The organism is Rhodanobacter sp. Root179 (assembly GCF_001428465.1).
Classification (GTDB): domain Bacteria; phylum Pseudomonadota; class Gammaproteobacteria; order Xanthomonadales; family Rhodanobacteraceae; genus Rhodanobacter.
Map to the genome: position 1 here is coordinate 1 of NZ_LMHR01000048.1, position 23,237 is coordinate 23,237.

Below are 23,237 nucleotides of genomic sequence, written 5' to 3' on the forward strand. Positions count from 1 at the left end.
CCTCGCCCTCCGCAGGAGGGCGAAAGCTCTTGCTCTTAAGCAATGGATTGCCCCGCCAGCGACTATGCTTATCCATCCCCAAGCAGCGAGGTTCCCATGTCGATCAAGGTCTGTGTCGCCGGTGCCACCGGTTGGGCGGGTTCGGAATTGTCGCGTGGCATTGCCGCGGCGGATGACCTCGACATGGTTGCCGCGGTGGCACGGCGACATGCCGGTGAAACGCTCGGCGCGGTGCTTGTCGAGGCAGGCCTGCAGGCACCGATTTTCGCCAGCGTGGACGCGGCGCTGGCGCAGCCGTGCGACGTGTTCGTCGAGTACACGCGGCCGTCCAGCGCGAAGGCGAACATTCTCGCGGCGCTGGAGCATGGCGCGCACGTGGTGGTCGGCACCTCGGGTCTGACGGACGAGGACTATGCGCAGATCGATGCGCTGGCACGGCAGCGGCAGCGTGGCGTATTGGCCTGCGGCAATTTCGCCTTGACCGCGGTGCTGCTGATCAAGTTTGCCGAGATGGCGGCGAAGCTGATCCCGCAGTGGGAGCTGATCGACTACGCCAGCGCGACCAAGCCCGACGCGCCCAGCGGCACGGTGCGCGAGCTGGCCGGGCGGCTGGGCAAGGTGCGCCAGCCGCTGCTGGCGGTGCCGCTGGAGCAGACCGCAGGTGTTCGCGAGACGCGTGGCGGCACGCTGGCGGGCAGCCAGGTGCATGCGGTGCGGTTGCCGGGTTTCGTGCTGGGGGCGGAGGCGATCTTCGGCATGCCGGACCAGACCTTGACGATCCGCCACAACGCGGGAAGCAGCGCGAAGCCGTATGTCGATGGCGCGCTATTGGCGATACGCAAGGTGCCCGGCCTGGTCGGCCTGCATCGCGGGCTGGATGCAGTGATCGAGTGGTGAGGCGGGTGCGGACTGGCGCCGCACCCGAAGCGGGAGTGCGCTCCTGCGCTCAGTGGCTGCGCTGCTGCCAGAAGCCCAGCAGCCACGAGCCGCCGACGCAGCCGGCCAGGGCCAGGAGCCAGCGGGTGGCCGGCGGCCTGGGCAGCAGCTCGGCGAAGGAGGGCAGCCACGCCTGGCCGTAGATCGCGACCACCGCGACCGCGGCGATGACCAGGGTGGAAGCCAGCACCAGCACCAGCCTGAATTCGAACGAGCTGCCCGCCTGGCTGGCTGACGACGGCGCGGCCACCGACGCTGCGGCACCGACCTGCCGGGCCAGTTGCCGGGCGAAGTCCGCCGGCAGCGATTCGGCCGGCGGCTGGCGCAGGCTGCGCGCGATCAGCCGGTAGCGCCGGCTGCGTGCATCGTCGCCGGCGGGATCGAGCTGCAGCCGTTCGCGCCGCATGGCGCTTTCCTGCGCCTGCCATTCGCGCTCGAGCGCGGCATCGTCGAACGTGGGGATGTGGGCTTCGTCGTGCGGAATCATGCGGCAACTCCTGTCCGTGTTTCGAGCGCGTCGCGCAGGCGCAGGCGCGAGCGGAACAGATGGCTCTTGATCGTGCCCGCGGCCATGCCGGTGATGCGGGCGATCTCGGGTATGGACGTCTCTTCGAGGTAATACAAGGTCAGCAAGGTGCGTTGCAAGGGCGGCAGCGCCTCGATCGCCTCATGCAGGTGGCGGGCGGTTTCCTCGTCGGCGCAGGCGGCCTCCAGGTCGAAACCGTCGCCGATGCTGTCCACCAGCGACTCGCCGTCGTCACCGCCCGGCTCGACCAGGGCGATGCGCTTGTGCTGCAGGTGGCGCAGCGCGATGGTGAAGGCGATCCGGCCGATCCACGATTTCAGCGCGCTCTCGTGGCGGTATTGATGCAGGCACTGGTGCACGCGCAGGAAGGTGTCCTGGCACAGCTCGCGGGCGTCCTCCGGATGCCGCACCATGCGCTGGATGATGTGCCAGCACAGTCCCTGGTACTCGCGCACGAGGCGTTCGAACGCGCCCGGCCGGTTGGCCAGCACGGCGTCGACCAGGGCACGATCGGCTTGGCGGATGTCATCCATGGAGTCATGGATACGCGCATCGCCGGATCGGTTGCAAGCGGGCGGCTGCAACCGATCCGGCGCGGCCCGTATCTGTGGGTTCAACGGGCCCATCTTCGTGGCCTTTGCCCAGGGAGTTTTCCATGAATTTCGAGATCCTGATTCCGATCGTGCTGTTCATCTGCATCGCCTACACCATCAAGGTGGTGGTCGATGCCCGGGTCCGCGGCCGCATGATCGGCGCCGGCGGTTCCGAGGAGCTGGTCAAGTCGATCCTGCTCGACGAGGAGCAGCGCCGCCGCCATTCGTCGCTGCGCTGGGGCATCGTGCTGATTTTCGTCGGGCTCGCCTTCGGCCTGATCCAGTGGTTCGGCTGGCAGGAAGTCACCCCCGGCATGGTCGCCGTGCTCGCTGGCGCCACCGGCCTGGGCAATCTGGTTTCTTTCGCGGTCTCGCGCAAGCTCGCCTGAAGCTGGTTCAATGGCGGGCATGCGCCGCTTCGTCGGCATGCCCGCAGTGAGTCGGCAACGTGAACGAGCAATTGTTGTTCAACCTGGTCGACCTGGCCGGCACGTTCGCCTTCGCGATCAGCGGCGCCACCGCCGCGCGGCGCTGCAACCTCGACCTGTTCGGCATCCTGGCGATCGCCTACATCACCGCCTGCGGCGGCGGCATCGCCCGCGACCTGTGCATCGGCGCGGTGCCGCCGGCGGGCCTGTCGGACTGGCGCTACCTGCTGACCGCGGTGATCGCCGCCCTGCTCACCATCGTGGCGTATCCGTGGGTGGAGCGACTGACCTATCCGGTGCGGCTGTTCGATGCGATGGGGCTGGGCCTGTTCGCGGTGTACGGCGCGCACAAGGCGCTGGTGTTCGGCCACAACGCCGAGGTGGCGATCCTGCTAGGCATGATCACCGCCGTGGGCGGCGGCATGGCGCGCGACGTGCTGCTGGCGCGGGTCTCGATCGTGCTGCAGCAGGAGATCTATGCGCTGGCCGCGCTGGCCGGCGCCGCGCTGGCGGTGCTCGGTGAATATCTGCACTGGCCCGCGGTATGGGCCACCTGGCTGCCGATCCTGTTCTGCTTTGGCCTGCGCTTTGCATCACTGCACTGGCACTGGAACCTGCCGCGCTTCGGGCGCCCGCGGGACGAGTGAGCGCGGCGCGGGCCGCCTGTCGTCGGCGACCCGCTCAGCCGATGTCCGCACGTTACTGCTCGACCAGTTCGACGCGCCGGTTGCGTGCCTTGCCGTCGTCGTCGCGATTGCTGGCCACCGGCGCGTAGGAGGCCAGCCCCTTCGCCGCGAGCCGGCCCGGCGCGATGCCGTAATCCGCGATGAGCGCCTTCGTCACCGCCTCGGCGCGCTGTTGTGACAGGGCGAGGTTGTGCGCCAGTGCGCCGCTGTTGTCGGTGTGGCCCACGATGCAGACCTTCAGCGACGGCTGCGTCTTCAGCAGCTTCGCCATCTCTGCCAGCGTGCCGCCGGATGACTGGTCCAGCACCGCGCTGTCGCTGGCGAAGTGGATGCCGTACAGCGCGATGTGTCCGCTTTGCGCCAGGCCCTGGCTCATCGCCTTCGCGTCGACCGTCACCTGGCCGGTGGCCATGGCTTTGGCCTCGACGATCTGCAGCAGGACGCCCACGGGTTGCTGCTCGTTCTGGCTGACCAGCAGCGAAAGATCGACGTTGCCGCCGGGTCGCTGCAGCCGGGCGGTCAGCGATTGCACGTTGCCGTCGGCGGATTCCAGGGTGGAGACCATCAGGTTGCGGTCGCCGTGCATCTGGTCGAGCAGGGGCTCGATCAGTGTGCTGCTGAAATCGAAGCCGCCGCAACCCTCGTCACCGCTGCAATGAAAGCGCAACTGGAAACCGGCGGCCTTCAGCGCCTGGGCGAAATTGCGGTAGACCTCCAGCGCACTCTTGCCTTCTGGCACCGCGTAGGCAATGCGGGTGAGCTTGCCCTCCGCCGGTTCGCTGCGGGCGAAGCGGCTCGGCTGGTCGGCGTCGTAGCGGCCCAGTGGCAGGGTCGCGCTGCCGTAATCCTTCTGCGCGTAGCCCACGATGACCGAGCCGGCGAAGCGCGACACCACCGGATGGTCGTGGCTGCCGTACACGTCGTGCGGGGGCAGTGCGGCGGCGAGTGTCGATGCCGCCAACAAGGGGAGTACGAGGGCGAGCACGAGGACGAGCGGGCGGGACGGGAGCTTGCGCATGTATGGACGTCTCCAGGGACATTCGAAGAGCGGGCACCTTAGCAAATCATCCCCGGACGCCATCGCGATCACGTGCTGTGTGGCCTTGCCCGTTCAGCTACAGCGTTTGAATCGCGGCGCATTTTCGCCGTTTGTGTGACGCGTTTCGCAAAAAAAGTCCTGCATGCCGCTGCCTTCACAAATCTGCAGCAGGCCTTCGGTAAGTTTCTGCGACAGGAGTGGCCATCTGCGAAAGCATGACGTTGGCGCTCCTGCATGGTGCGTGGTCGAGATGACTGACCAGGGGGCGCATCACCTTCCATCGAAGTCTGTCTGGGCCGGCCGTGACGGCGGTCCCACCATCACTAGAGAAAGGGGTAGCCCATGAAAGCTCGTTTCATTCGCAACACAGGGATCCGTGTCCGCCAGCGTGGCCAGGGCATGACCGAGTACATCATCATCACCGCCCTCATCGCGATCGCCGCCATTGCGGCCGTGACGTATTTCGGCGGCACTGCCCGCGCCCAGATCGGCGGCATGGCCAAGGAGCTCTCCGGCCAGAGCGCAACGCAGGACATCAACCGGGCGAAGAACCAGGGCAACAAGGCCCATTCCGAGGGCACCAAGGACAAGACCCTCAACAGCTACAACAACGCCACCGCCAAGTAAGCACCGCCAAGAACTGACGAACCGGATGCGGCATTGCCGCGTTCGCGGGGGCGTCCGTGCGCGCCGGCAGCGATGCCGGCCTGCACGGGTGTCCGGTTCCCGACATGGGGGTGTGCAATGGCCTGGTCGAGCGACGATGGAACAAGTGGCGACGGTGCGAAGCGGCGGCCGTCGCGTGCCGGTGCGCGTGGCCGCCAGCGCGGCCAGGCGCTGGTGCTGGCGGTCGTGGCGTTCCTGGTGCTGTGCATCGGCGTGATCGTGGTGTTCAACACCGGGCAGGCGGTGTCGAAGAAGGTGGAGCTGGTCAACGCCGCCGACGCCGCGGCCTACAGCGCCGCCGTGCAGCAGGCGCGCGCGTACAACCTGATCGCCTACATGAACCGTGCCGAGGTCGCCAACGAGGTGGCCGTGGCGCAGATGACCAGCTGGTATTCGTGGACGAATTTCACCCTGCGCGGCACCGACAATTTTAAGGATGCGGTGCAGGCGATCGCGATCATCTTCGACGTCAGCATCGTCGGCGCCGAGGTGGGCGCGGCGCTGCAGGAAGTGGTCACCGCGCTGAATGAAGTGAAGACGGTGGTGAAGACCTTGCGCGACGGCATGCAGGTGGCGTTCTCGGCGGGCGTGACCGCCATCGCGGCGATCAACAAGGCGTACTCCGTCGCCTCGCGCGGCATCGCCACGGTGGAATCGCAGGAGGCGCTGAAGCTGGTGCCCGAGGTGGTCAAGCGCAATACCGACGGCAAGGCGAAGATCGGCGCCCGTGGCTATGCGCTGCTGGAACAGGGCGCGCTCGACGCGCGCTCCTATGTCACCCACTACACGATCCCCACCTCCGGCCGGCGCGATGCCGGGGCCGACCGCTTCGCCAACGTGGTGATGGAGGCGCGCGACGGTTTCTCGCGCGAGCGCAAGGGCGGCATCGGGCCGATCCACAAGCGTGGCGGCACCGACTTGGTCGGCTACACCCAGTGGGTGGGCGTGGACACGCTCAACGTCAAGGTCGGCTGGCTGGGCGTGAACGAGCCGCTGGCCTGGGGTGGCGGTGCCGCGGTGAACAGCATGTCGCGCTCGTTCCGCTCGGTGGCCAGCCCGGGCTTCAACAACGGCCGCGGCTGGGATTCGCCGTACGAAATCGACCGCGGCCACTACAAGCGCTACGCCGAAGGCATCGACAACGGCAAGGCGGGCAAGAAGGTGCTTTCCTCGCCGGCCATCGGCGGCAGCAGCAAGGCCTGGCTCAGGAACTACACGCCCGCCAGCAGCCCCGGCCTGCAACCCTACGACGACATCGCCGACAACAAGGCCACCTTGCCCTACGACAACGATCGCAGCGCGAAGCAGAACGGCGTGGAGGCGATGGACGTGGGCCCGGTGTTCACCGTGCTGGTCGAGCAGCCGATGAAGACGGTGCGCACCAGCGACAACGTGCCGGGCATCGGCGGGCCGCCGGATTTCGAGGCGCCCGACCAGACCGTCGCCAACGACATGACCGCCCTGTCCTCGGCCCAGGTGTACTTCAGCCGTCCGCGCGGGTTCGGCCTGTTCGACAACGTGATCAGCCCGTCGAGCCGCGAGATGGGCAGCCTGTTCAGTCCCTACTGGCAGGCGCGGCTGATCGACACGCCATGCAACACCCGTCAGGAGGTCGCCATCGCCTATGGCGCCGTGGCTCCCTGCGTGCCGGGCAAATCCTGACGGCCAGCGGCACACCTTCCCCCTCACACCCAGTGGAAACAGCAAACCATGATCGAAGCAAGAACAACACGGAGCGGCATCGCGCAGGGATCGTGCAGCAGCAACACCCCGGGTCACCGACGCCCTCTGCGGCAACTGTCGGTGGCGTTGTGCGCCGTCCTGCTGGCGACCGTGCCGCTGGTCGGCTGCTCGGCCGGCGACGGTGGCGACAGTGGCGGTGATGCGCAGGACGGTGCGGTCAACCTGGCGCAGAAGACGCCGCCGATCCACCTCAACCAGACCAGCGTGCTGCTGCACGATGGCGTGCCCGCGGCGGAACACACCTATCGCGAGGCGCTCGCCCGCTGCAGCGCCGGGGCGGTGCCGGTGAAGCCGTTGGCCGACGACGTGGTGGCCAAGCTGGGCCACACCTATCTGGAAACCTGGTACGACGGCGAGCGGATGGCGGTCAAGGCGGATCGTTGGGACTTCAGGAGTGCCGGGGCGTCTGCCGCGGGCTGCCTGTTCGAACCGGTGCACGACGCGCGGCTGACCATCGTCGAGCCAGGCTCGACCACGGTCGCGGATCTGGTCAAGGGCACCGCCACCCGCGAGCATTCGGACGGCGTGGTGCGCGAAGCCGTTGCCGGTGACGACGAGGACGGCGCGGCACAGGATGACGTGGCGCAGGACGACGCGAAGCTGCGGGCCCAGGTCATGGGCGAGCTGCAGAAGCAGGGCCAGGGCGACCTGGTCGGCCAGTCCGCGGGCGAGGCGAAGGTGGCCGGCCAGCCGTGCGTGCGCCTGAGCAGCTCCCAGGGTGAAACCTGCGTGTGGAGTGGCGGCAGCAAGTGGGGCTTCGTCACCGATACCGCGGCCGACGCCGACCGCATGGATGCGCCGGTCGACAACATCACCTTGTCGAACAAGCCGGCCGACGGCAATGGCTACCAGCTGACCACCGACAGCATGAGCGTCGGCACGCCGATCGACGACAAGGTGTTCGTGCTGCCCGGCAAGCTTGCCGTGACCCAGGCCCGCTAGCGCCAAGCCATGGAGACGACGATGACGCGCCCTGTTCCAACGCAGCCATTGCGCACGGCCACGATGTCGTCGTCGATCGGCGGCCGGCACCAGCGCGGGCAGAGCCTGGTGGAGATGGCGGTGGCCTGCATCGTGCTGGTGCCGCTGGCGGCGGGCGTGATGCTGCTGGGCCAGTACATCCACATCAAGCAGCAGACCCAGGCCGCCGCCCGCCAGGCGGCCTGGGCCGCCACCGTCGATCCGGCCCTGGCTGATGCCGGCCTGCCGCGCAAGGCCACCGTGCAGACTGCACTGCGCGCGCGCCAGTTCGCCGATGCCAAGGCGCCGATCAAGTCCTCCGCGCGCACGCCGGCGGCGTTCGGCGATCCCATGTTGACCAGCTTCGCCAACCAGGCGCTGCTGAAGACTTCCGACGTGTCGTTGAGCGTCTACCAGCAGGAAACCGCGCCGACCTTCCTCGATGGCGCACTGGGCACCGTGGCCAAGGCGACCAGGACGCTGGGCAACCTGCCGCCCAATCCGAAGGGTTTCGTCACCGCCGAAGTGCATGCGCGACCGCAGAAGCTGAAGGGCGCCGACGGCCGGGCGCTGGCCTTCCTCGATCCGCTCGATACCGCGCAACTGGATTTTTCCGCGCGGACCGTGCTGCTGGCCGATACCTGGGCGGCCACGGGCGGCGGCGAACGCAAGAACGGCGAAGCCGCGTCGGGCGCCATGTACAACCGCACGGTGCGCGAGGTGATCCGGCCGCTGGTGCCGACCAGTGCGCTGGGCGACAAGTTCGATGACGTGCTCAGCGACGTGATCAACGTGCTGGGCAAGATCCCCATCGTCAACGACCTGTTCACCCCCGGTTTCGACAAGTTCCAGCTGGGCCGGATGGCGCCCGACGCCGTGCCCGCCGACAAGCTGACGAGGTACCGCGATGTGCATTAGGCGCGGCCTGCTGCTGGCCGTCGCCCTGTTGCCGGGCACCGCCGCCGCGGCGTGGCCGCAGCCCGACCTGCCGGCCGGCACGGATGCGGCCGACGTTTCCCGGCACATCGTCTTCAACGGGCTGGACATGCATGCCCGGGTGTTCACCTCGTCGCAGAGCCAGGCCGAGGTGGTGGCCTTCTATCGCAAGCTGTGGAACGGCCGGGTGGTGGTGAACCCGATGGGCGCGGCGCAGGTGGTCGGCCACATGGAGGGCGACTACTACATCACCGTGCAGGTCAGTGCATCGGGCAGCGGCAGCAAGGGCAACATCGGCATCGTCGACGTGGCCACCGCGCCGAAACACTTCGAGCGCGGCAAGGGCCTGCCGCGGCCGATGGGCTCGACCGTGTTCAACGACATCGCCTATCCGGACGACCCCACGCCCGCCCGCACCGTGGCGATGCGCAACCGCCTTTCGCCACGGCAGAACGAGGCGTTCTTCCGCGAACGGCTGGGCGCCGATGGCTGGAAACCGGCCGACGCCAACCGCTGCGCCGACGACGGCTGCGTCCTGCGCTACGAGCGCGGCGACAGCCGGATGACCCTGGTGATGAGCCCGCTCGACGGCCAGTCGCAAGTGACGATCAACCTGGTGAATCCGTGAACGGGAGGATGAGGGACATGTTCATTCGACGGAACGCGCGCCACCCCGCCATGCCGCTGCGGCGTGGCCGCCAGCGCGGCAGTGCGCTGATCGAATACACCGTGGTGGTGCTGTTGCTGGTGACGGTGCTGCTGGCCAATCCCAACGTCATCCGCCAGCTCGCCGACGCGCTGCGCGATGCCTACACCAGCTTTGTCTACGCACTCTCCATCTCCTGGATATGAATCGAATGGAACGACGCATGCCGGCGGTCAACCGCAACTTCCTCTACCTGGGCGGCGCCATCCTGCTCGGCATCGTGGCCAGCCTGATGGCGGTGCACTACATCAACAAGCAGGTCGCCGCGCGCACGCAGACCAGGCCCACCGAGACGCGCCAGGTGGTGGTGCCGGTGCATGACCTGGAAAAGGGCGCCAGCATCAGCCAGGACGACATCGCTGTGCGCGAGGTACCGGCCGAGTTCGTGCCCGCCGATGCACTGACGCCCGACAACTACGAGGACTACCTGGGCCAGGTGCTGCGGGTGCCGCTGGCGCAGGGCGCGCCGATCGGCGGCAGCGCGGTGGACCGGGTCACCGACCATTTCTCCAACGTGATCGAACCGGGCAAGGTGGCGTATTCGATCCAGGTGGACGAGTCCAACTCGGTCTCCGGGCTGATCGTGCCGGGCGACCATCTCGACATCCTGCTGCTGCTCGACGGCGAGGGCAGCGAGCAGATCCGCCCGCTGCTCGGCGACGTGCCAGTGCTGGCCACCGGCAAGCGGGCGAAGGGCCTGCGCAGCAGCAATCCGGACGGTGGCGACGACGACACCTACTCGAACATCACGCTCGGGCTCGCGCCGAACGACGCGCAGCGCCTGGGCATGGCGATGAAGGTCGGCGAGTTGCGCGTGATGCTGCGTCCGGCCGGCAACCAGCAGCCGTTCGACCTGAAGACGCTGAGCAAGGCGGAGCTGCTGCGGCTGGGCCGGCCGGTGCATGGCAACGGCATTCAATTCATCATCGGCGGGAACAGTTGAACATGGAAGCAGGCAAACATTCCGGCCGGGCGACGGCGACCTTTCTGGCATGGCTGACGCTGTGCGCCGCGGCGCTCGTGCTGCCGTTGCGCGATGCGCACGCGACCTCCCCGGTGATCGGCGATTCGCTCAGCATGTACGCGGGACAGGCGCTGGTGCAGAGCGCGCCCGGGCCGCTCAAGCGGGTCGCGGTGGGCGACGGCAAGCTGCTGCAGGTCAAGGCGATCGGCAGCCGCGAGCTGGTGCTGATCGCGAACCAGCCCGGCGACACCTCGGTGCAGTTGTGGATGGCCGACGGCAGCCAGCGCAGCGTCAGCGTGCACGTGGTGGTGGGCAACAGCGCGGAAGCGGCCGGGATGGTCGAGCGCCTGCTGGGCGAGGACAGCGCGATCTCGGTCGCCACCGTGGGCGGCAACGTGGTGCTGACCGGCAGCGACCTGTCGCAGGCGGACATGGCGCACATCGCGGCGATCAGGAAGATCTACCCGCAGGTGCTCGACTTCACCAGCGCGAACGCGGTGGAGATGAAGCCCACCGTGATGATGCGCGTGCGCATCATGGAGTTCGACAAGAAGGCGATCAACCAGCTCGGCATCAAGTGGGACAGCATGATCGCCGGCCCCGGCGGCGGCCTGGTGCACGACTGGGTCACCAATCCTTACTACCGGATGACCCCGCAGGGCTTCGCCGGCATCGGCGCCGACGGCGGCCCGGCCAACCTGCCGCTGCGGGTGCCCGGCACGCCGTCGTACTTCGGCATCGCCACCTCGATCGCCTCGCAGATCAACCTGATGATGCAGGACGGCAACGCGTGGGAACTCGCCGCGCCGCAGCTGTCCGCCCGCAGCGGCGGCGTTGCCGATTTCCTGGTCGGCGGCGAGGTGCCGATCCCGATCAGCCAGGGCCTGGGCGAAACCACGGTCGAATACAAGCAGTACGGCATCAAGCTGCACATCGCGCCGGTGGTCAACAGCAAGGGCGACATCTCCACCGACATCGAGACCGAGATCAGCAAGATCGATCCCAGCGTCAACGTGCAGGGCTATCCCGGCTTCATCACCCGCCGTGCCAGCGCGCAGCTCAACGTGCACGAGGGCGACACCATCGTGATCTCGGGCCTGGTCGACGCCAGCGCCTCGAAGACCTTCGACAAGGTGCCCGGGCTGGGCGACATCCCGGTGCTGGGCGCGCTGTTCCGCTCGCGCGACTTCCAGCGCAATCGCACCGACCTGGTGATCTTCGTGACGCCGATCGTGATCACCCCCGACTCGCCGGAGAACCGCGAACTGATCGAGAAGAGCGACCGCCTGCGCGACGACTTCCGCAAGGTCGCCGGCAAGGACATCGTGGATTGAAGGTGAAGCCATGTTCGAAGTGCTGATCGAAACCGCCAACCGCGACCCGCGCCAGGTGCGCTGCCTGCACAACGCCTGCGGCATCGGCCGCGGCGAGGACAACCTGGTGATCCTGCAGGGCTGGAACATCGGCCGCGAGCACGCCATGTTGAGCGTGCGCAAGGGCGGCGTCTTCATCGAGGTGCTCGGTGGCCGCGCCCCGGTGGTGATCAACGGGGCCAGGGTGCAGGGCGAGCACGGCCCGCTGCGCCGCGAGGACATCGTCATCATCGGTTCGTACCGGCTGCGCGTGCTGGTCGACCAGGACGAGGCCGCGCCGGTGAGGGTGCCGCAGCGTGCCGCCAACGCGCCGGTCCATCTCGACCCGGTGGCCTCGCCGCCGGCCGTCGAGCCGCCGGCCGAGCCGGTGACCGGCCTTCCCGCGACGCTGCAGCCATCGGCCGACATGCTGGCCTGGCGCACCCGCGTGCACCAGTCGCTGGTGCGGCAGATGGACCTGCGCCGGGTCGACGTGCGGGGCATGACGGACGACGACCTGCGCCAGAAGACCTCGTCGCTGATCGAGGAAATCATCGAGCGCGAGTTTGCCGACGAACTGCCGCGCACGATCAACCGTCGCCGGCTCGCCAAGCAGGTGCTGGACGAGGCGATCGGACTGGGACCGCTGGAGGACCTGCTGGCGGACGAGACGGTCACCGAGGTGATGGTCAACTGCTCGGACGACATCTACATCGAACGTGCGGGCCGGATCGAGAAGTCCGAGGTGATCTTCACCAGCGACAAGGCGGTGCTGGCGGCGATCGAGCGCATCGTGGCGCCGCTTGGCCGGCGCATCGACGAGAGCTCGCCGATGGTCGATGCGCGCCTGGCCGACGGCTCGCGCGTCAACGCGGTGATCCCGCCGGTGGCGCTGCGCGGGCCCAGCCTGAGCATCCGCAAGTTCAGCAAGCGCAAGCTCAGTGGCGACGATCTGCTGCAGTACGGCTCGGTCAACCGGCAGATGCTGGAGTTCATGCAGGTGGCGGTGCGCGAGCGCAGGAACATCGTGGTGACCGGCGGCACCGGTTCGGGCAAGACCACGCTGCTGAACATTCTTTCCAACTTCATCCCCGACCACGAGCGCATCGTCACCATCGAGGACGCGGCCGAGCTGCGGCTGAGCCAGCCCAACCTGGTGGCGATGGAGGCGCGTCCGGCCAACCTCGAGGGCAAGGGGCTGATCACCATCCGCGACCTGGTGCGCAACTCGCTGCGCATGCGCCCGGACCGCATCGTGGTGGGCGAGTGCCGCGGCGGCGAGGCACTGGACATGCTGCAGGCGATGAACACCGGCCACGAGGGTTCGCTGACCACCGCGCATGCCAACTCGCCCCGCGATGCGCTGTCGCGCCTGGAGGTGATGGTGATGATGTCGGGCATGGACCTGCCGATGACCGTGGTGCGCGAGCAGATCGCCTCGGCGATCGACCTGATCATCCACCAGCGCCGCTTCCCCTGCGGCTCGCGCAAGATCACCCACATCTCGGAGATCACCGGCATCGAGAGCGGCACCATCCAGGCGCAGGACCTGTTCACCTTCCGCGCCCGCGACCAGGGCGGCCCCGGCGGCAAGGTCCGCGGCGAGTACGCGGCCACCGGCGCGGTGCCGGAGTTCTACGAGGAGCTGGCCGATCGCGGGGTGCCGGTCGACCTGTCGATCTTCAAGATCAACGAGGACGATCGCGCATGAGCCTGCTTCCCGTCGCGATCGTGGTGTTTCTCGCCGTCGCCGCGATCGGCTACCTGGCGGCGCGCAGTTCGACGGTGTTCTGGGGGCGCTACCAGGAAGCCTTCACCGAGCAGGCGCGTTTCAATCTCGCCGACATGTTCATGTTCATGGACGAGCGGAACCTGTTCCGCCTCAACGCCGTGGCGATGGTGCTGGTGCCCCTGCTGGTGTGGTTCCTCAGTGGCAACCCGCTGCTGGCCATCGTGACCCTGGTGCTGATCCTGGTGCTGCCGAAGAAGATCTACCGGTGGCTGCGCCAGCGACGCATCAACCAGATCCAGCAACAGCTGCCGGACGGGCTGATGATGGTGGCCGGCAGCATGCGCGCGGGGCTGGGTTTCACCCCGGCGCTGGAAAGCCTGGCGCGCGACGTCGAGCCGCCGCTGGCGCAGGAGTTCGCGCTGTTGCTGCGCGAGCAGCGCATGGGCGTGAAGCTGGAAGAGGCGCTGGAACATTTCAACGACCGCGTGCCGATCCAGGACGTGACCCTGTTCGTCTCCGCCGTGGGCATTTCCCGCGAGGTGGGCGGCAACCTGGCCGAGAGCATGGCCTCGCTGGCCGACACCTTGCGGCGGCGGCTGATCATGGAAGGCAAGGTAAATTCGCTGACCGCCCAGGGCCGCCTGCAAGGCATCGTGATGGCGATGATGCCGGTCGGCCTGATCGGCTTCCTCAGCTTCGCCTATCCCGACACGATGCACGAGATGTATCACTCCTACGTGGGCTGGGCGGTGATCGCGGTGGCCGCGGTGATGGAGTACCTGGGCTATCGCATGTGCCGCAAGATCACGAGCATCGACATATGAGCCCGGTCGTCATCCTGCTTGCGGTGGCCATCGGCGGTGGCGTCGGCTTCGCCTTCTGGGGCATCTACGGGCTGCTGCGCGAAGTGCCCGTGGCCGACCGCAATTTCCAGGACCCGCTGCCGTTCGGACTGCGCCTGATCTGGCCGCTGGTCAACGCCGCCACCCACGTGCTGGCGCCGAAGCTGGGCGCGGACAAGCTGGAACAGGCGCACCGGCAACTGCAGACCGCGGGCCAGGATTTCGTGTTGAGCCCGGAACAGCTGTACGGATTGCGCGTGGTGGGCGCCGGCCTCGTGGCGGCGTTCTTCTGGCTGCTGCTGGGCATGCTCGACCGGCACGGCTACCTGCTCTACGGCACGGCGATGCTGTTCGGCGCCGCCGCCGGCTGGTTCTACCCCAGCCTGTGGCTGGGCGAGCGGCGCAGCAAGCGCCGCCGCCTGGTGATCAAGGACCTGCCGGTGTACCTGGATTTCATCACCATGGCGGTGGAGGCGGGACTGAACATCACCGGCGGCATCGAGCAGGCCACCCAGAAGGGCCCGGCCGGTCCGCTGCGGCAGGAGTTCACCCGCCTGCTGCGCGACATCCGTTCCGGTCTGCCCCGCGCCGAGGCGCTGAAGCGGATGTCCGAACGGATGGAGATGTCGCAGATCTCCAGCTTCACCGGCACCCTGATCCAGGCCGACCGGGTCGGCGCCAGCCTGGGCGCCACGTTGCGGGCGCAGGCCGGGCAGCGCCGCGAGGAGCGTTTCCTGCGCGCCGAGAAACTCGCGCTGGAGGCGCCGGTGAAGATGATGCTGCCGCTGGTGCTGTTCTTCTTCCCGCTGATCTTCCTGGTGCTGGGCTACTTCATCTACCTGCGCATGCGCCAGGAGGGCATCTTTTGAAATCGGGCGTGATTCTTCGCGATGGCCAGCCGATCGTGCCGCAGGCGTGGCGCGCCGATCGTCCATGGAGCCGCCTGCGCGGCCTGCTGGGGCGCCCGCCCTTGCACGGCGGCGCGGCGCAGGCGCTGTGGCTCACGCCTTGCGGCGGCGTGCACACGTTCGGCATGGGCTATCCGCTGGACATCGTTTTCCTGGACCGGGACGGGCGCGTGCTGGAGTGCTGCGAAAGCCTGCCGCCGTGGCGCACCTGCCTGCGCTCCGACGCCTGGCAGACGGTGGAGCTGGCGCCGGGCGGCATCGCCGCGCTTTCGCCCGCACGCGGCGAGGAGTGGACATGGCAGGCGCACTGAAAATCCGCATCGCATGCGTGGTCATGTTGCTGGCGCTGGCTGGCTGCGCGGCGTCGCCCACGCAGCGCCTGGTGAAGACCGTCGCCCAGCAGCAGCGGGCCGAACAGGCGTACCGCGGCGGCCATCCCGAACAGGCGCTGGCCGACTACCAGGCGCTGGTGCAGCAGCTGCCGCAGAACGCGGACTTCTGGTTCCGTCTCGGCAACGTCTACGTGCGGTTGCAGCGTCCCGACGATGCGGTCGACGCCTACCAGCACGTGCTGCGCATCGAGCCCGGCCACGCCAAGGCGTGGCACAACCTGGGCATCGTGCGGCTGCGCCAGGCCGAGGCCGCGTTTGCGCAGGGTGCCCAGCATGCGGCCGGCATCGACGCCGGCCTGCAGCGGGACAGCGCGGCGATGGCGCATGGCATTGCCGCGCTCGGTGGCGCCGCGCCGGACACGCCGGCGTCCTCCACCTCGGCGCCCCCGCCACCTGCTGCCGGACGGCGGCCATGAACCTGGGTGGGCGGCAACGCGGCCAGGCCGTGGTCGAGACCTGCGTGGTGATCCTGGTGTTCGGCGTGTTCCTGCTGGGCATCCTGCAGGCGATCCTGTTCTACCGGGTCAAGACCACGGTCGACTACGCCGCGCTGGAAGCCGCCCGCAACGGCGCCACCCACAACGCGAAGATGAGCGCGATGCGGGTCGGCCTGGCGCGCGGCCTGATGCCGCTGTACGCGCACAAGGTCGGCAACGGCGAGGCAACCAGGGCGTATGCCGAGGCCTTCGTGGCGGCCAGCAACCCGCTGGTCAGCGAGATCAGGGTGATCAGCCCGACGAAGGCCGCCTTCGCCGACTGGAAGGAGCGGCAGTTCGACGGCGTCGAGGCGATTCCCAACGACAGCCTGGCGTTCCGTCCCTCGTCCGCTGGCGGCCGCAGCGGGCTCACCGTGCAGGACGCGAACGTGTTGAAGATCCGCGTGGTGTACGGCTACAAGATGATCGTTCCGGTGATCGACAAGCTGGTGATCGCGATCTTCCGCGAGTCGTTCTACAAGGGACTGAGCGCCCGGGAAATCGCCATGCTGGAAAGCGGTCGCCTGCCGATCGTGAGCCAGGCGATGGTGCGCATGCAGACGCCGATCCGCGACGCGGGCGTGCTGCCGTGAAACGATGCCTGATCGTCATGGCGTGGGCCGTGCTCGCGCTGCCGGCGTCCGCCCCGCACGCGGCCGAGCTGCCCGACGTGAAGATCGACGCGGTGCTGCAAGGCAGCGGCATCCGCACGCTGGCCGGGCACGATGGGGTCGCCGCCGAAACGATCTGGATCAAGGGCGACAAGACACGGGTGGACTTCGACGCGGGCGCAGGCCGTCGCGGCCGCATCCTGCGCGGTGGCGATCATGCGTGGCTGCTGATGTCCACGTCGCGGCGGGCGTTGCCGGCAGACCACGTGCGGATCGGCGCGATCACCCGGCTCGACGTGGCCAGGCCGTGCTGGGATCTCGGTTTTGCCTGCGCGCCGGTGGAAAGTCGCCGCATCGCCGGTCGCCCGGCGCACGGCTGGCGCTACCGCCACGCCGGCCATGCCGGCCCCGGCGGCAGCGACAGCGGCGTGTTCTGGATCGATGCCGAATACGGCCTGCTGCTGGCCTTCGAGGCGAAGGACAGCGCCGGCCATACCCACCGCATGGAAGCCACCGCGGTCGGCTTCGCGGAAATTCCCGACGAAACCTTCGCCATGCCGGAAAGCCTGCACATGGACGTAAAGAAGGCCGATTCGCGGGCGGACCGCCTGCGCCGCTACGCGCAGTGAGCGGTCAGGCAAACAGGTCGGACTGGGCCTGGTAGCTGTCGCGGTCGACGAAGCCGGACAGGCCCACGCCGACCAGCCGGTAGCGGCTGTCGGCCGGGCGTTCGACCCGCTCGCGCAGGGCGCAGGCGATGTCGCCCAGTTCGTCGGCGGACAGCGGTCGGGTGGATGGCGTGAGGCTGCGGGTCAGGGTGCGGAAGTCGGAGGTCTTCAGTTTCAGCACCACGGTGCGCGCCACCCGCTCGCGTTCGCGCTGGTAGCCGGCCCAGGCCTTGGCGGCGAGCTGGCGGATGTGCGGTTCGAGATCGTCCAGGGTGAGGTCGTGCTCGAAGGTGTCTTCGGCGGAGATCTGCAAGGTGGGACGATCCGGCTGCACCGGGTGCTCGTCGATGCCCAGCGACAACTCGTGCAGGCGCCGGCCCCAGCGACCGAAACGCTGTTCCAGCTCGGCCAGCGCCAGCGTGCGCAGGTCGGCCACGGTGACGATCTGCAGCGCCGCCAGCTTCGCCTCCATCACCTTGCCCACGCCGGGCAGGCGGCCCACTTTCAGCGGGGCGAGGAAGGCCTCGACCTGGTGCGGGCGCACCACGAACAGGCCGTCGGGCTTGCGGAAATCCGAGGCGATCTTGGCCAGGAACTTGTTCGGCGCCACGCCGGCCGAGGCGGTCAATTGCGTCTCCTCGCGGATCGCCGCCCGGATCGCTTCCGCCGTGGCGGTGGCCGAGGGCAGGCCGGTTTTCGTTGCGGTGACGTCGAGATAGGCCTCGTCCAGCGACAGCGGTTCGATCAGGTCGGTGTGCCGCGCGAAGATCTCGCGGATCTGCCGCGACACCGCCTTGTAGCGCACGAAGTCCGGCGGCACGAAGACCAGCTGCGGGCACAGGCGTTCGGCGCTGACTGCCGGCATCGCCGAGCGCACGCCGAACACGCGTGCCTCGTAGCTGGCCGCGCAGACCACCGAGCGGGCGCCACGCCAGGCCACCGCCACCGGCTTGCCGCGCAGCGAGGGATCGTCGCGCTGCTCGACCGACGCGTAGAACGCGTCCATGTCGACGTGCAGGATCTTGCGTGGCGAAGACATCGGGGGGGCGGGCGTCACGGCATGCGGGGTGGGCCATTGTACGCAGCGCCGTCGTTTCAGTGCCGCTGCGCAGCCGCCGGCGGCAAGTTCAGGCGTTGCGCCAGGTGCTGCGCCAGCCGTTCGGCCGCGTGTGCCTGCCCGGCCAGGAACAGGAACGGCTCGATCAGTTCCAGCTCCATGATCAGGAACCGTCCGGCGCTGACCACTCCGTCGACGCGGGCGTAGGCCAGCTCGCCGTGGCCTCGCGTGTCGACGGCGGCCAGCGCCGCGGCGGCCGCGGCAAGGGTGGCCGCGTCGGGCCGGACCGCTTCGACGCTGCCGCCGTATTCGCTCTGCACCCGATAGTCGCCGGCGGCCGGACGCTTGATCACCGCGTGGCTGAACTCGCCGCCGAAATACAGCAGCGACCACTCGCCCGCGCTGACGATCTCCGGCACGAACGGCTGCACCAGGAAGTCGATGCCGCAGGGCAGCCGCGCCACGTCGTCGGCGAACGCCGCATCGCCGACCCGGCCGCGCAGCGTGTGCCAGGCGCCGCCGCTGATGCTCGGCTTGATCACCACCTGTTGCCCCGGCATCGATGCCAGCACCTGCGGAAGTTCGCCGGCAGCAGCGAGCCGGGTCGGGATGGTCGCCACGGCGTGCGCCGCCAGTTCGAGCAGGTAGCGCTTGTCGCTGTTCCAGCGCAGCACGCGACTGTCGTTGAAGGTGGCGACGCCGAGCCGGTCGAGCCGGTCCAGCCAGGCGATGAAGTCGGCGTGGTGCTTGTAGTAATCCCAGATGGTGCGGATCAGCACCGCGTCGAACGACGCCCAGTCGACCGCCGGATCGTTCCACACGCAGGACACCGGCGTGATGCCGCGCTGTTCCAGCAGGCGCGCGAGCCCGGCGTCATCGGGCTGGATCGAGGGAAGTTCGGCCGAGGTGGCGAAGGCGAGTCGAGTGGCGGTGACGGACAAGAGGGGACCTCGTGGGAGAGTGCAGGACGGTTCTTCGTGGCCATCGGGTGGGCGCGCCGACGAGTCTCTACGCGCCGGGCCAGCTTTCAGTGCTCATGTTCCCATCTCACCTCGATGGCGTCGCCATCCATCGCGCCCGTCCAGTAAGCGCCCAGTCGTACCCAGCCCGAGCGGATGCGCTTGAGCGAGTCGTCGTAGACCGCCACGTGGTAGACCACCTGGGATCTGGACGTGGTGAAGAACATGCCCAGGGGCATCAACAGGCGGCGCTTCGCGTGCAGGATCCGGTAGCTGTTTGCGTCGGCCCAGGACTGCAGCAGTGCACGCGCCTTGAGGTAGCGGCGGTAGCCGTAGTAGCTGGCCAGGACAAGCGCGACCAGGCAGAGCGGCAGCAGGCCAAGGTTGTTCATCGTTTGCGGTCTTCCGGAAGGCAGGCGATGGATGGAACCCGCTCGCGTGTGCGTGAACCGTAGCAGACAGCCGATGGGACTGGCTGAAACCGCCCGGACAATGGCAAGGTAGGCAGATGCTGACCGAACCCGCCAATGCCTATGCCCGTCGCCTGAACACCTGGGACGCCGCGATGATCGTCATCGGCGGCGTGATCGGGGCAGGCATCTTCCTCACCCCGGCCACCGTGGCACGCAGCACCTCCTCCGGGGCGGAGGTACTGGTGTTGTGGGTGATCGGCGGCCTGCTGACGCTGGCCGGCGTGCTGTGCTACGCCGAGCTGGGCGCGCGGCGCCCGCAGGCGGGCGGCATCTATGTCTACCTGCGCGAGGCGTTCGGTCTGCTGCCTGGTTTCCTGTTCGGCTGGACCATGGCGCTGATCAACTACCCCGGCAGCGTGGCCGCGGTGGCGACCATGTTTGCCGACTACCTGTGCACGGCGCTGGGCCTGCCCTCGCAGGTCTACGTGAAGCCGGTGGCGGTGGGCGCGATCGTGTTCATCGTCGGCATCAACCTGTTCGGCATCCGCGCCGGCGCGTGGATGCAGAACATCTTCACCGTGCTGAAGCTGGTCGCCGTCACGCTGCTGGTGGTCGCCGGCCTGGTGCTGGCGCATGGCCAGTCGGGGCCGGTGCTGGCGACGGACACGCTCCATCCGGTGTCGTCCTGGGCGTTTGCCGGCGCGCTGCTGCCGGTGCTGTTCACCTATGGCGGCTTCCACTATCTCAATGATCTCGCCGGCGAAGTGCGCAATCCGCAGCGCACCCTGCCGCGGGCACTGGGCATGGGCATGGTCGGCGTGGTGGTCTGCTACGTGCTGGTCAATTACGCCTACCTGGCCGGACTGGGCCATGCCGGGCTTGCCGCCAGCACGGCGCCGGCGGCCGACCTGATGCGCGGCCTGTTCGGCGACGCTGGCGCCACCGTGATCGCCGTGGGCATCGCCTGTTCCACCTTCGGCTATTGCAGCATCGCGATCGCCGGTGGCGCGCGGGTGCTGCAGACGATGGGCGCCGACGGCGTGTTCTTCCGTGCCGCCGGACGCGTCGATGCGCGCACCCGCGCGCCGCAGATCGCGCTGGCCCTGCTGGGCGGCTGGGCGGCCGTGCTCACCTATTCGGGCAGCTTCAACCAGTTGCTCAACTACACCACGGTGGGCGAGTGGCTCGGCCACGTGTTCGGCATCGGCACCCTGTTCTGGTATCGCAAGCACTTCATCGACCAGCCGGCGCCGTATCGGGTGCCGTTCTATCCGCTGCTGCCGCTGATCTTCGTGATCACCGTGTTCGGCGTGATCGTGGCCAGCGCGATCCATGCCCCGGGCGACGCCGGCATGAGCCTGCTGATCATCGCGCTGGGCGTGCCGGTGTATTACGGCTGGCAGCACTGGGTCCGCCGGCATCCCGTCGGGTAGCACGGGCACGCGCGATGACATGGCGCGGCTGGCTCGCCTTGTGTTGTTTTTGCGGCCTGCAGCCCTGCCACGCCGCTGCATCGGAGCTGCCCGATCTGGCCGGTGCCGGTGCACGGGTCAGTCTCGACCAGGTGCGCCGTGTCGGCGCGGTGGAACACGCGGCTGACGGCGTGGCGCAGCAGCGCTACGCGTTCCAGCCGGCGGCGCATCCGTCGATCGTGATGACGCCGGCGGGCGATGCGTGGGACTGGTCGGGCGAGGGCGAGCTGCATGTGCGGGTGCAGAACGCGATGCCGTGGGCGGTGACGCTGGACATCGAGATCGATGGTGCCGGGTCGCAGCGTCTGCAGGCGCGCGTGGGCGTGCCGGCCGGGCCGGCGCAGACGCTGGTGGTTCCGCTGCGCGCCACCTCGCCACGCGAACAGGGCATGCAGGTGGGGCCGCCGATGCCGTTCGGGCTGCGCGGCCGGTCGATCCTGCTGGCGACCACCGTGCAAGGCACGCTGGAGCGACACCACGTGCGCGCGATTCGCCTGGGCATCCCGGGGCCGCAAGCGGTGCAGACCCTGCTGTTCGGCAAGCTGTCGACCACGGCGGGCGAGGCCATGCTGCACGAAGCCTATGCCGGTATCGTCGATCGCTACGGACAATCCACGCGCGGCCGCTGGCCGGAGAAGATCGATTCCGATGCCGCGCTGCGCGCGGCGGTCATGGCCGCTCCGGAGGCCGCGAAGCCCGCCGGCGTCGACGCTCATGGCGGACGTCTGGACGGCCAAAAGCTGCGCAAGACCGGCTGGTTCCACGCGCAAAGGCAGGCGGGGCGCTGGCAGCTGGTGACGCCCGAAGGCCACCCGTTCTTTTCGCTGGGCGTCAATGCGGTCAACGTCGGGGACCAGCGCACTCGTGTCGAGGGGCGCGAGTTCATGTTCACCGGGCTGCCGCCGGATCGTGGCGCATGGGCCGCGTTTCATGGGCGCGGCGACAGCCGGCGTCCGGGGCGGGCCGCCAGCAGCGGCATCGGCCATGACCACGGACGCTGGTTCGACTTCCACGCGGCCAACCTGTATCGCATCGATGGTGCGGACTGGTTGTCCGCATGGCGCACGCGCACGCTGGATCGGTTGCAGGCATGGGGCTTCAATACCATCGGCAACTGGAGCGATCCCGCGTTGGGCCAGGCCCACCGGCTGCCGTATACGCGCTCGATCAACATCGCCGGCGACTACGCGAATGTTTCCAGCGGCTACGATTACTGGGGCCGCATGCCCGACCCGTTCGATCCCCGCTTCGTCGCCGCCACCGAGGTGGCGGTGGCGAAGGCCAGCGCCGACGTGCGCGACGATCCCTGGCTGCTCGGCTACTTCGCCGACAACGAGCTGGCCTGGGCCGGCATCGGACCGCAAGGTCGCTGGGGACTGGCGCTGGGCACCCTGGCGGGCGAGGCGGCAAGCCCGGCCAAGCAGGGCTTCATCGCGATGTTGCGCAAGCAGTACGCGACGCCGCGGGCGCTGGCCGCCGCGTGGGGCATTCCACTGGACTCGTGGAAAGCGCTGGACGCCACCGGCTACGTCGCGCCCGCACCGGACGAGGCGCATCCGGCGATTGCCCGCGACTACAGCGCGTGGTTGAGTCATTACGCCGACGCCTACTTTCGCATCGTGGCCGCAGCGATCCGCCGCCACGATCCGCACCATCTGTTCCTCGGCGGCCGGTTCGCGGTGTACACGCCCGAAGCCGTCGCGGCCTGCGCGCAGTATTGCGACGTGGTCAGCTTCAACGCCTACGCCGACCTGCCGCAGCACCACATCGACATGGCCCGGATGCAGGCGCTGGACAAGCCGGTGCTGATCAGCGAATTCCACTTCGGCTCGAACGATCGTGGCCCGTTTGGCGCAGGCGTGGTGCCGGTAGGGAACGAGGCGCAGCGCGGCGAAGCCTATGCGAAGTACCTCGCGGCCGCCGCGGCGAATCCGCAGGTCGTCGGCGTGCACTGGTTCGAATACACCGACCAGCCGGTGACCGGCCGCCTGCTCGATGGCGAGAACAGCCACATCGGGTTGGTGGGCATCACCGACATTCCGTTTGGCGGCTTTGTGCGGGCCGTGCGCCAGGCCAATGAACAGGCGCAGCCATCAGGCGGGCGTTGACGATGGACGAAAAAAAACCCGCAGAGGGGGATCTGCGGGTTTTCGGGGGGTTCCGTCTTGATCG

General features: G+C 68.5%; 26 protein-coding genes. 20 read left to right on the forward strand and 6 right to left on the reverse strand.

Annotated features, from left to right (window positions below; all coding sequences use genetic code 11):
- Positions 1–96 precede the first annotated feature (96 nt).
- On the forward strand, positions 97–897 hold the full coding sequence (dapB, locus tag ASD82_RS03110; protein ID WP_056715270.1) for a 4-hydroxy-tetrahydrodipicolinate reductase: 801 nt from the start codon (positions 97–99) through the stop codon (positions 895–897).
- Between the two features lie 49 nt (positions 898–946).
- Here the strand turns inward: dapB and ASD82_RS03115 are convergent, their stop codons facing one another.
- On the reverse strand, positions 947–1,423 hold the full coding sequence (locus ASD82_RS03115; protein WP_056715273.1) for a hypothetical protein: 477 nt from the start codon (positions 1,421–1,423) through the stop codon (positions 947–949).
- Positions 1,420–1,995, reverse strand: coding sequence for a sigma-70 family RNA polymerase sigma factor (locus tag ASD82_RS03120; protein ID WP_056715275.1), 576 nt, complete (start codon positions 1,993–1,995; stop codon positions 1,420–1,422). The genes ASD82_RS03115 and ASD82_RS03120 overlap by 4 nt, the downstream gene beginning before the upstream one ends.
- Before the next feature lie 122 nt (positions 1,996–2,117).
- On the opposite strand from ASD82_RS03120, the gene ASD82_RS03125 reads away from it, so the two are divergent.
- Entirely contained in the window at positions 2,118–2,444 is a 327-nt protein-coding gene (locus ASD82_RS03125; RefSeq protein WP_056715278.1) for a DUF6249 domain-containing protein, read from the forward strand.
- Positions 2,445–2,503: 59 nt separating this feature from the next.
- Positions 2,504–3,130 carry a trimeric intracellular cation channel family protein gene (locus ASD82_RS03130; RefSeq protein ID WP_056715280.1) on the forward strand — a complete coding sequence of 209 codons (627 nt, stop codon included), beginning with the start codon at positions 2,504–2,506 and terminating at the stop codon, positions 3,128–3,130.
- Between the two features lie 52 nt (positions 3,131–3,182).
- On the opposite strand, the gene ASD82_RS03135 is transcribed toward ASD82_RS03130, so the two are convergent.
- Positions 3,183–4,187, reverse strand: coding sequence for an OmpA family protein (locus tag ASD82_RS03135; protein ID WP_056715283.1), 1,005 nt, complete (start codon positions 4,185–4,187; stop codon positions 3,183–3,185).
- Between the two features lie 363 nt (positions 4,188–4,550).
- On the opposite strand from ASD82_RS03135, the gene ASD82_RS03140 reads away from it, so the two are divergent.
- The 15 genes from ASD82_RS03140 (at position 4,551) to ASD82_RS03210 (ending at position 17,125) form a co-directional block, all read left to right on the forward strand.
- A complete protein-coding gene (locus ASD82_RS03140; protein WP_007807412.1) occupies positions 4,551–4,835 on the forward strand; it encodes a hypothetical protein in 285 nt (94 codons plus the stop codon).
- A 117-nt stretch (positions 4,836–4,952) separates the two neighbouring features.
- Positions 4,953–6,536, forward strand: coding sequence for a pilus assembly protein TadG-related protein (locus tag ASD82_RS03145; protein ID WP_056715285.1), 1,584 nt, complete (start codon positions 4,953–4,955; stop codon positions 6,534–6,536).
- Between the two features lie 48 nt (positions 6,537–6,584).
- Entirely contained in the window at positions 6,585–7,559 is a 975-nt protein-coding gene (locus ASD82_RS03150; protein ID WP_157599169.1) for a hypothetical protein, read from the forward strand.
- Between the two features lie 21 nt (positions 7,560–7,580).
- Positions 7,581–8,495, forward strand: coding sequence for a TadE/TadG family type IV pilus assembly protein (locus ASD82_RS03155; protein ID WP_235580622.1), 915 nt, complete (start codon positions 7,581–7,583; stop codon positions 8,493–8,495).
- Positions 8,485–9,141 carry a hypothetical protein gene (locus tag ASD82_RS03160; RefSeq protein WP_056715294.1) on the forward strand — a complete coding sequence of 219 codons (657 nt, stop codon included), beginning with the start codon at positions 8,485–8,487 and terminating at the stop codon, positions 9,139–9,141. The genes ASD82_RS03155 and ASD82_RS03160 overlap by 11 nt, the downstream gene beginning before the upstream one ends.
- 17 nt (positions 9,142–9,158) lie before the next feature.
- A complete protein-coding gene (locus ASD82_RS03165; protein WP_056715297.1) occupies positions 9,159–9,365 on the forward strand; it encodes a hypothetical protein in 207 nt (68 codons plus the stop codon).
- Between the two features lie 5 nt (positions 9,366–9,370).
- The gene (gene cpaB / locus ASD82_RS03170) at positions 9,371–10,162 is read left to right on the forward strand and encodes a Flp pilus assembly protein CpaB (protein ID WP_056715301.1); all 792 of its coding nucleotides are present in this window, start codon (positions 9,371–9,373) and stop codon (positions 10,160–10,162) included.
- A 2-nt stretch (positions 10,163–10,164) separates the two neighbouring features.
- Complete coding sequence (locus tag ASD82_RS03175; RefSeq protein ID WP_056715304.1) at positions 10,165–11,517, forward strand: pilus assembly protein N-terminal domain-containing protein; 1,353 nt, start codon at positions 10,165–10,167, stop codon at positions 11,515–11,517.
- Positions 11,518–11,527: 10 nt separating this feature from the next.
- Positions 11,528–13,246 (forward strand): ATPase, T2SS/T4P/T4SS family, encoded by a 1,719-nt coding sequence (locus tag ASD82_RS03180; protein ID WP_056715308.1) that lies wholly within the window; start codon positions 11,528–11,530, stop codon positions 13,244–13,246.
- A complete protein-coding gene (locus ASD82_RS03185; RefSeq protein ID WP_007807398.1) occupies positions 13,243–14,091 on the forward strand; it encodes a type II secretion system F family protein in 849 nt (282 codons plus the stop codon). Before ASD82_RS03180 ends, ASD82_RS03185 begins: the two co-directional genes overlap by 4 nt.
- Positions 14,088–14,978 carry a type II secretion system F family protein gene (locus ASD82_RS03190; protein ID WP_056715310.1) on the forward strand — a complete coding sequence of 297 codons (891 nt, stop codon included), beginning with the start codon at positions 14,088–14,090 and terminating at the stop codon, positions 14,976–14,978. The genes ASD82_RS03185 and ASD82_RS03190 overlap by 4 nt, the downstream gene beginning before the upstream one ends.
- Before the next feature lie 8 nt (positions 14,979–14,986).
- Positions 14,987–15,328, forward strand: coding sequence for a DUF192 domain-containing protein (locus ASD82_RS03195; protein ID WP_235580623.1), 342 nt, complete (start codon positions 14,987–14,989; stop codon positions 15,326–15,328).
- Positions 15,313–15,825 (forward strand): tetratricopeptide repeat protein, encoded by a 513-nt coding sequence (locus tag ASD82_RS03200; RefSeq protein WP_056715317.1) that lies wholly within the window; start codon positions 15,313–15,315, stop codon positions 15,823–15,825. Before ASD82_RS03195 ends, ASD82_RS03200 begins: the two co-directional genes overlap by 16 nt.
- A complete protein-coding gene (locus tag ASD82_RS03205) occupies positions 15,822–16,478 on the forward strand; it encodes a TadE family protein (RefSeq protein ID WP_056715320.1) in 657 nt (218 codons plus the stop codon). The genes ASD82_RS03200 and ASD82_RS03205 overlap by 4 nt, the downstream gene beginning before the upstream one ends.
- Positions 16,475–17,125 (forward strand): hypothetical protein, encoded by a 651-nt coding sequence (locus ASD82_RS03210; RefSeq protein WP_056715323.1) that lies wholly within the window; start codon positions 16,475–16,477, stop codon positions 17,123–17,125. Before ASD82_RS03205 ends, ASD82_RS03210 begins: the two co-directional genes overlap by 4 nt.
- Before the next feature lie 4 nt (positions 17,126–17,129).
- Here ASD82_RS03210 and dinB read toward each other — a convergent pair whose 3' ends face one another.
- The 3 genes from dinB to ASD82_RS03225 all read right to left on the reverse strand — a co-directional run bounded on the left by dinB (position 17,130) and on the right by ASD82_RS03225 (position 19,572).
- Entirely contained in the window at positions 17,130–18,203 is a 1,074-nt protein-coding gene (dinB, locus tag ASD82_RS03215; protein WP_056715325.1) for a DNA polymerase IV, read from the reverse strand.
- Positions 18,204–18,259: 56 nt separating this feature from the next.
- Entirely contained in the window at positions 18,260–19,162 is a 903-nt protein-coding gene (locus ASD82_RS03220; protein ID WP_056715328.1) for a hypothetical protein, read from the reverse strand.
- 86 nt (positions 19,163–19,248) lie between these two features.
- Positions 19,249–19,572, reverse strand: a complete 324-nt coding sequence (locus tag ASD82_RS03225; RefSeq protein ID WP_056715331.1) for a hypothetical protein — start codon at positions 19,570–19,572, stop codon at positions 19,249–19,251.
- Positions 19,573–19,688: 116 nt separating this feature from the next.
- On the opposite strand from ASD82_RS03225, the gene ASD82_RS03230 reads away from it, so the two are divergent.
- Positions 19,689–21,026: an amino acid permease gene (locus tag ASD82_RS03230; RefSeq protein WP_056715333.1), complete on the forward strand. Its 1,338-nt coding sequence runs from the start codon at positions 19,689–19,691 to the stop codon at positions 21,024–21,026.
- Between the two features lie 14 nt (positions 21,027–21,040).
- Positions 21,041–23,173 (forward strand): hypothetical protein, encoded by a 2,133-nt coding sequence (locus ASD82_RS03235; protein WP_056715337.1) that lies wholly within the window; start codon positions 21,041–21,043, stop codon positions 23,171–23,173.
- Positions 23,174–23,237 lie beyond the last annotated feature (64 nt).

What these genes read in the sequence shown, in the direction of transcription:
- dapB (WP_056715270.1), top strand. Translation starts at nt 97, where the DNA reads ATGTCGATCAAGGTCTGTGTCGCCGGTGCCACCGGTTGGGCGGGTTCG.
- ASD82_RS03175 (WP_056715304.1), top strand. Translation starts at nt 10,165, where the DNA reads ATGGAAGCAGGCAAACATTCCGGCCGGGCGACGGCGACCTTTCTGGCA.
- cpaB (WP_056715301.1), top strand. Translation starts at nt 9,371, where the DNA reads ATGGAACGACGCATGCCGGCGGTCAACCGCAACTTCCTCTACCTGGGC.
- ASD82_RS03120 (WP_056715275.1), bottom strand. Translation starts at nt 1,995, where the DNA reads ATGGATGACATCCGCCAAGCCGATCGTGCCCTGGTCGACGCCGTGCTG.
- ASD82_RS03150 (WP_157599169.1), top strand. Translation starts at nt 6,585, where the DNA reads ATGATCGAAGCAAGAACAACACGGAGCGGCATCGCGCAGGGATCGTGC.
- ASD82_RS03165 (WP_056715297.1), top strand. Translation starts at nt 9,159, where the DNA reads ATGTTCATTCGACGGAACGCGCGCCACCCCGCCATGCCGCTGCGGCGT.
- ASD82_RS03145 (WP_056715285.1), top strand. Translation starts at nt 4,953, where the DNA reads ATGGCCTGGTCGAGCGACGATGGAACAAGTGGCGACGGTGCGAAGCGG.
- ASD82_RS03115 (WP_056715273.1), bottom strand. Translation starts at nt 1,423, where the DNA reads ATGATTCCGCACGACGAAGCCCACATCCCCACGTTCGACGATGCCGCG.
- ASD82_RS03155 (WP_235580622.1), top strand. Translation starts at nt 7,581, where the DNA reads ATGACGCGCCCTGTTCCAACGCAGCCATTGCGCACGGCCACGATGTCG.
- ASD82_RS03180 (WP_056715308.1), top strand. Translation starts at nt 11,528, where the DNA reads ATGTTCGAAGTGCTGATCGAAACCGCCAACCGCGACCCGCGCCAGGTG.
- dinB (WP_056715325.1), bottom strand. Translation starts at nt 18,203, where the DNA reads ATGTCTTCGCCACGCAAGATCCTGCACGTCGACATGGACGCGTTCTAC.
- ASD82_RS03190 (WP_056715310.1), top strand. Translation starts at nt 14,088, where the DNA reads ATGAGCCCGGTCGTCATCCTGCTTGCGGTGGCCATCGGCGGTGGCGTC.
- ASD82_RS03230 (WP_056715333.1), top strand. Translation starts at nt 19,689, where the DNA reads ATGCTGACCGAACCCGCCAATGCCTATGCCCGTCGCCTGAACACCTGG.
- ASD82_RS03135 (WP_056715283.1), bottom strand. Translation starts at nt 4,187, where the DNA reads ATGCGCAAGCTCCCGTCCCGCCCGCTCGTCCTCGTGCTCGCCCTCGTA.
- ASD82_RS03200 (WP_056715317.1), top strand. Translation starts at nt 15,313, where the DNA reads ATGGCAGGCGCACTGAAAATCCGCATCGCATGCGTGGTCATGTTGCTG.
- ASD82_RS03205 (WP_056715320.1), top strand. Translation starts at nt 15,822, where the DNA reads ATGAACCTGGGTGGGCGGCAACGCGGCCAGGCCGTGGTCGAGACCTGC.
- ASD82_RS03235 (WP_056715337.1), top strand. Translation starts at nt 21,041, where the DNA reads ATGACATGGCGCGGCTGGCTCGCCTTGTGTTGTTTTTGCGGCCTGCAG.
- ASD82_RS03225 (WP_056715331.1), bottom strand. Translation starts at nt 19,572, where the DNA reads ATGAACAACCTTGGCCTGCTGCCGCTCTGCCTGGTCGCGCTTGTCCTG.
- ASD82_RS03140 (WP_007807412.1), top strand. Translation starts at nt 4,551, where the DNA reads ATGAAAGCTCGTTTCATTCGCAACACAGGGATCCGTGTCCGCCAGCGT.
- ASD82_RS03185 (WP_007807398.1), top strand. Translation starts at nt 13,243, where the DNA reads ATGAGCCTGCTTCCCGTCGCGATCGTGGTGTTTCTCGCCGTCGCCGCG.
- ASD82_RS03125 (WP_056715278.1), top strand. Translation starts at nt 2,118, where the DNA reads ATGAATTTCGAGATCCTGATTCCGATCGTGCTGTTCATCTGCATCGCC.
- ASD82_RS03160 (WP_056715294.1), top strand. Translation starts at nt 8,485, where the DNA reads ATGTGCATTAGGCGCGGCCTGCTGCTGGCCGTCGCCCTGTTGCCGGGC.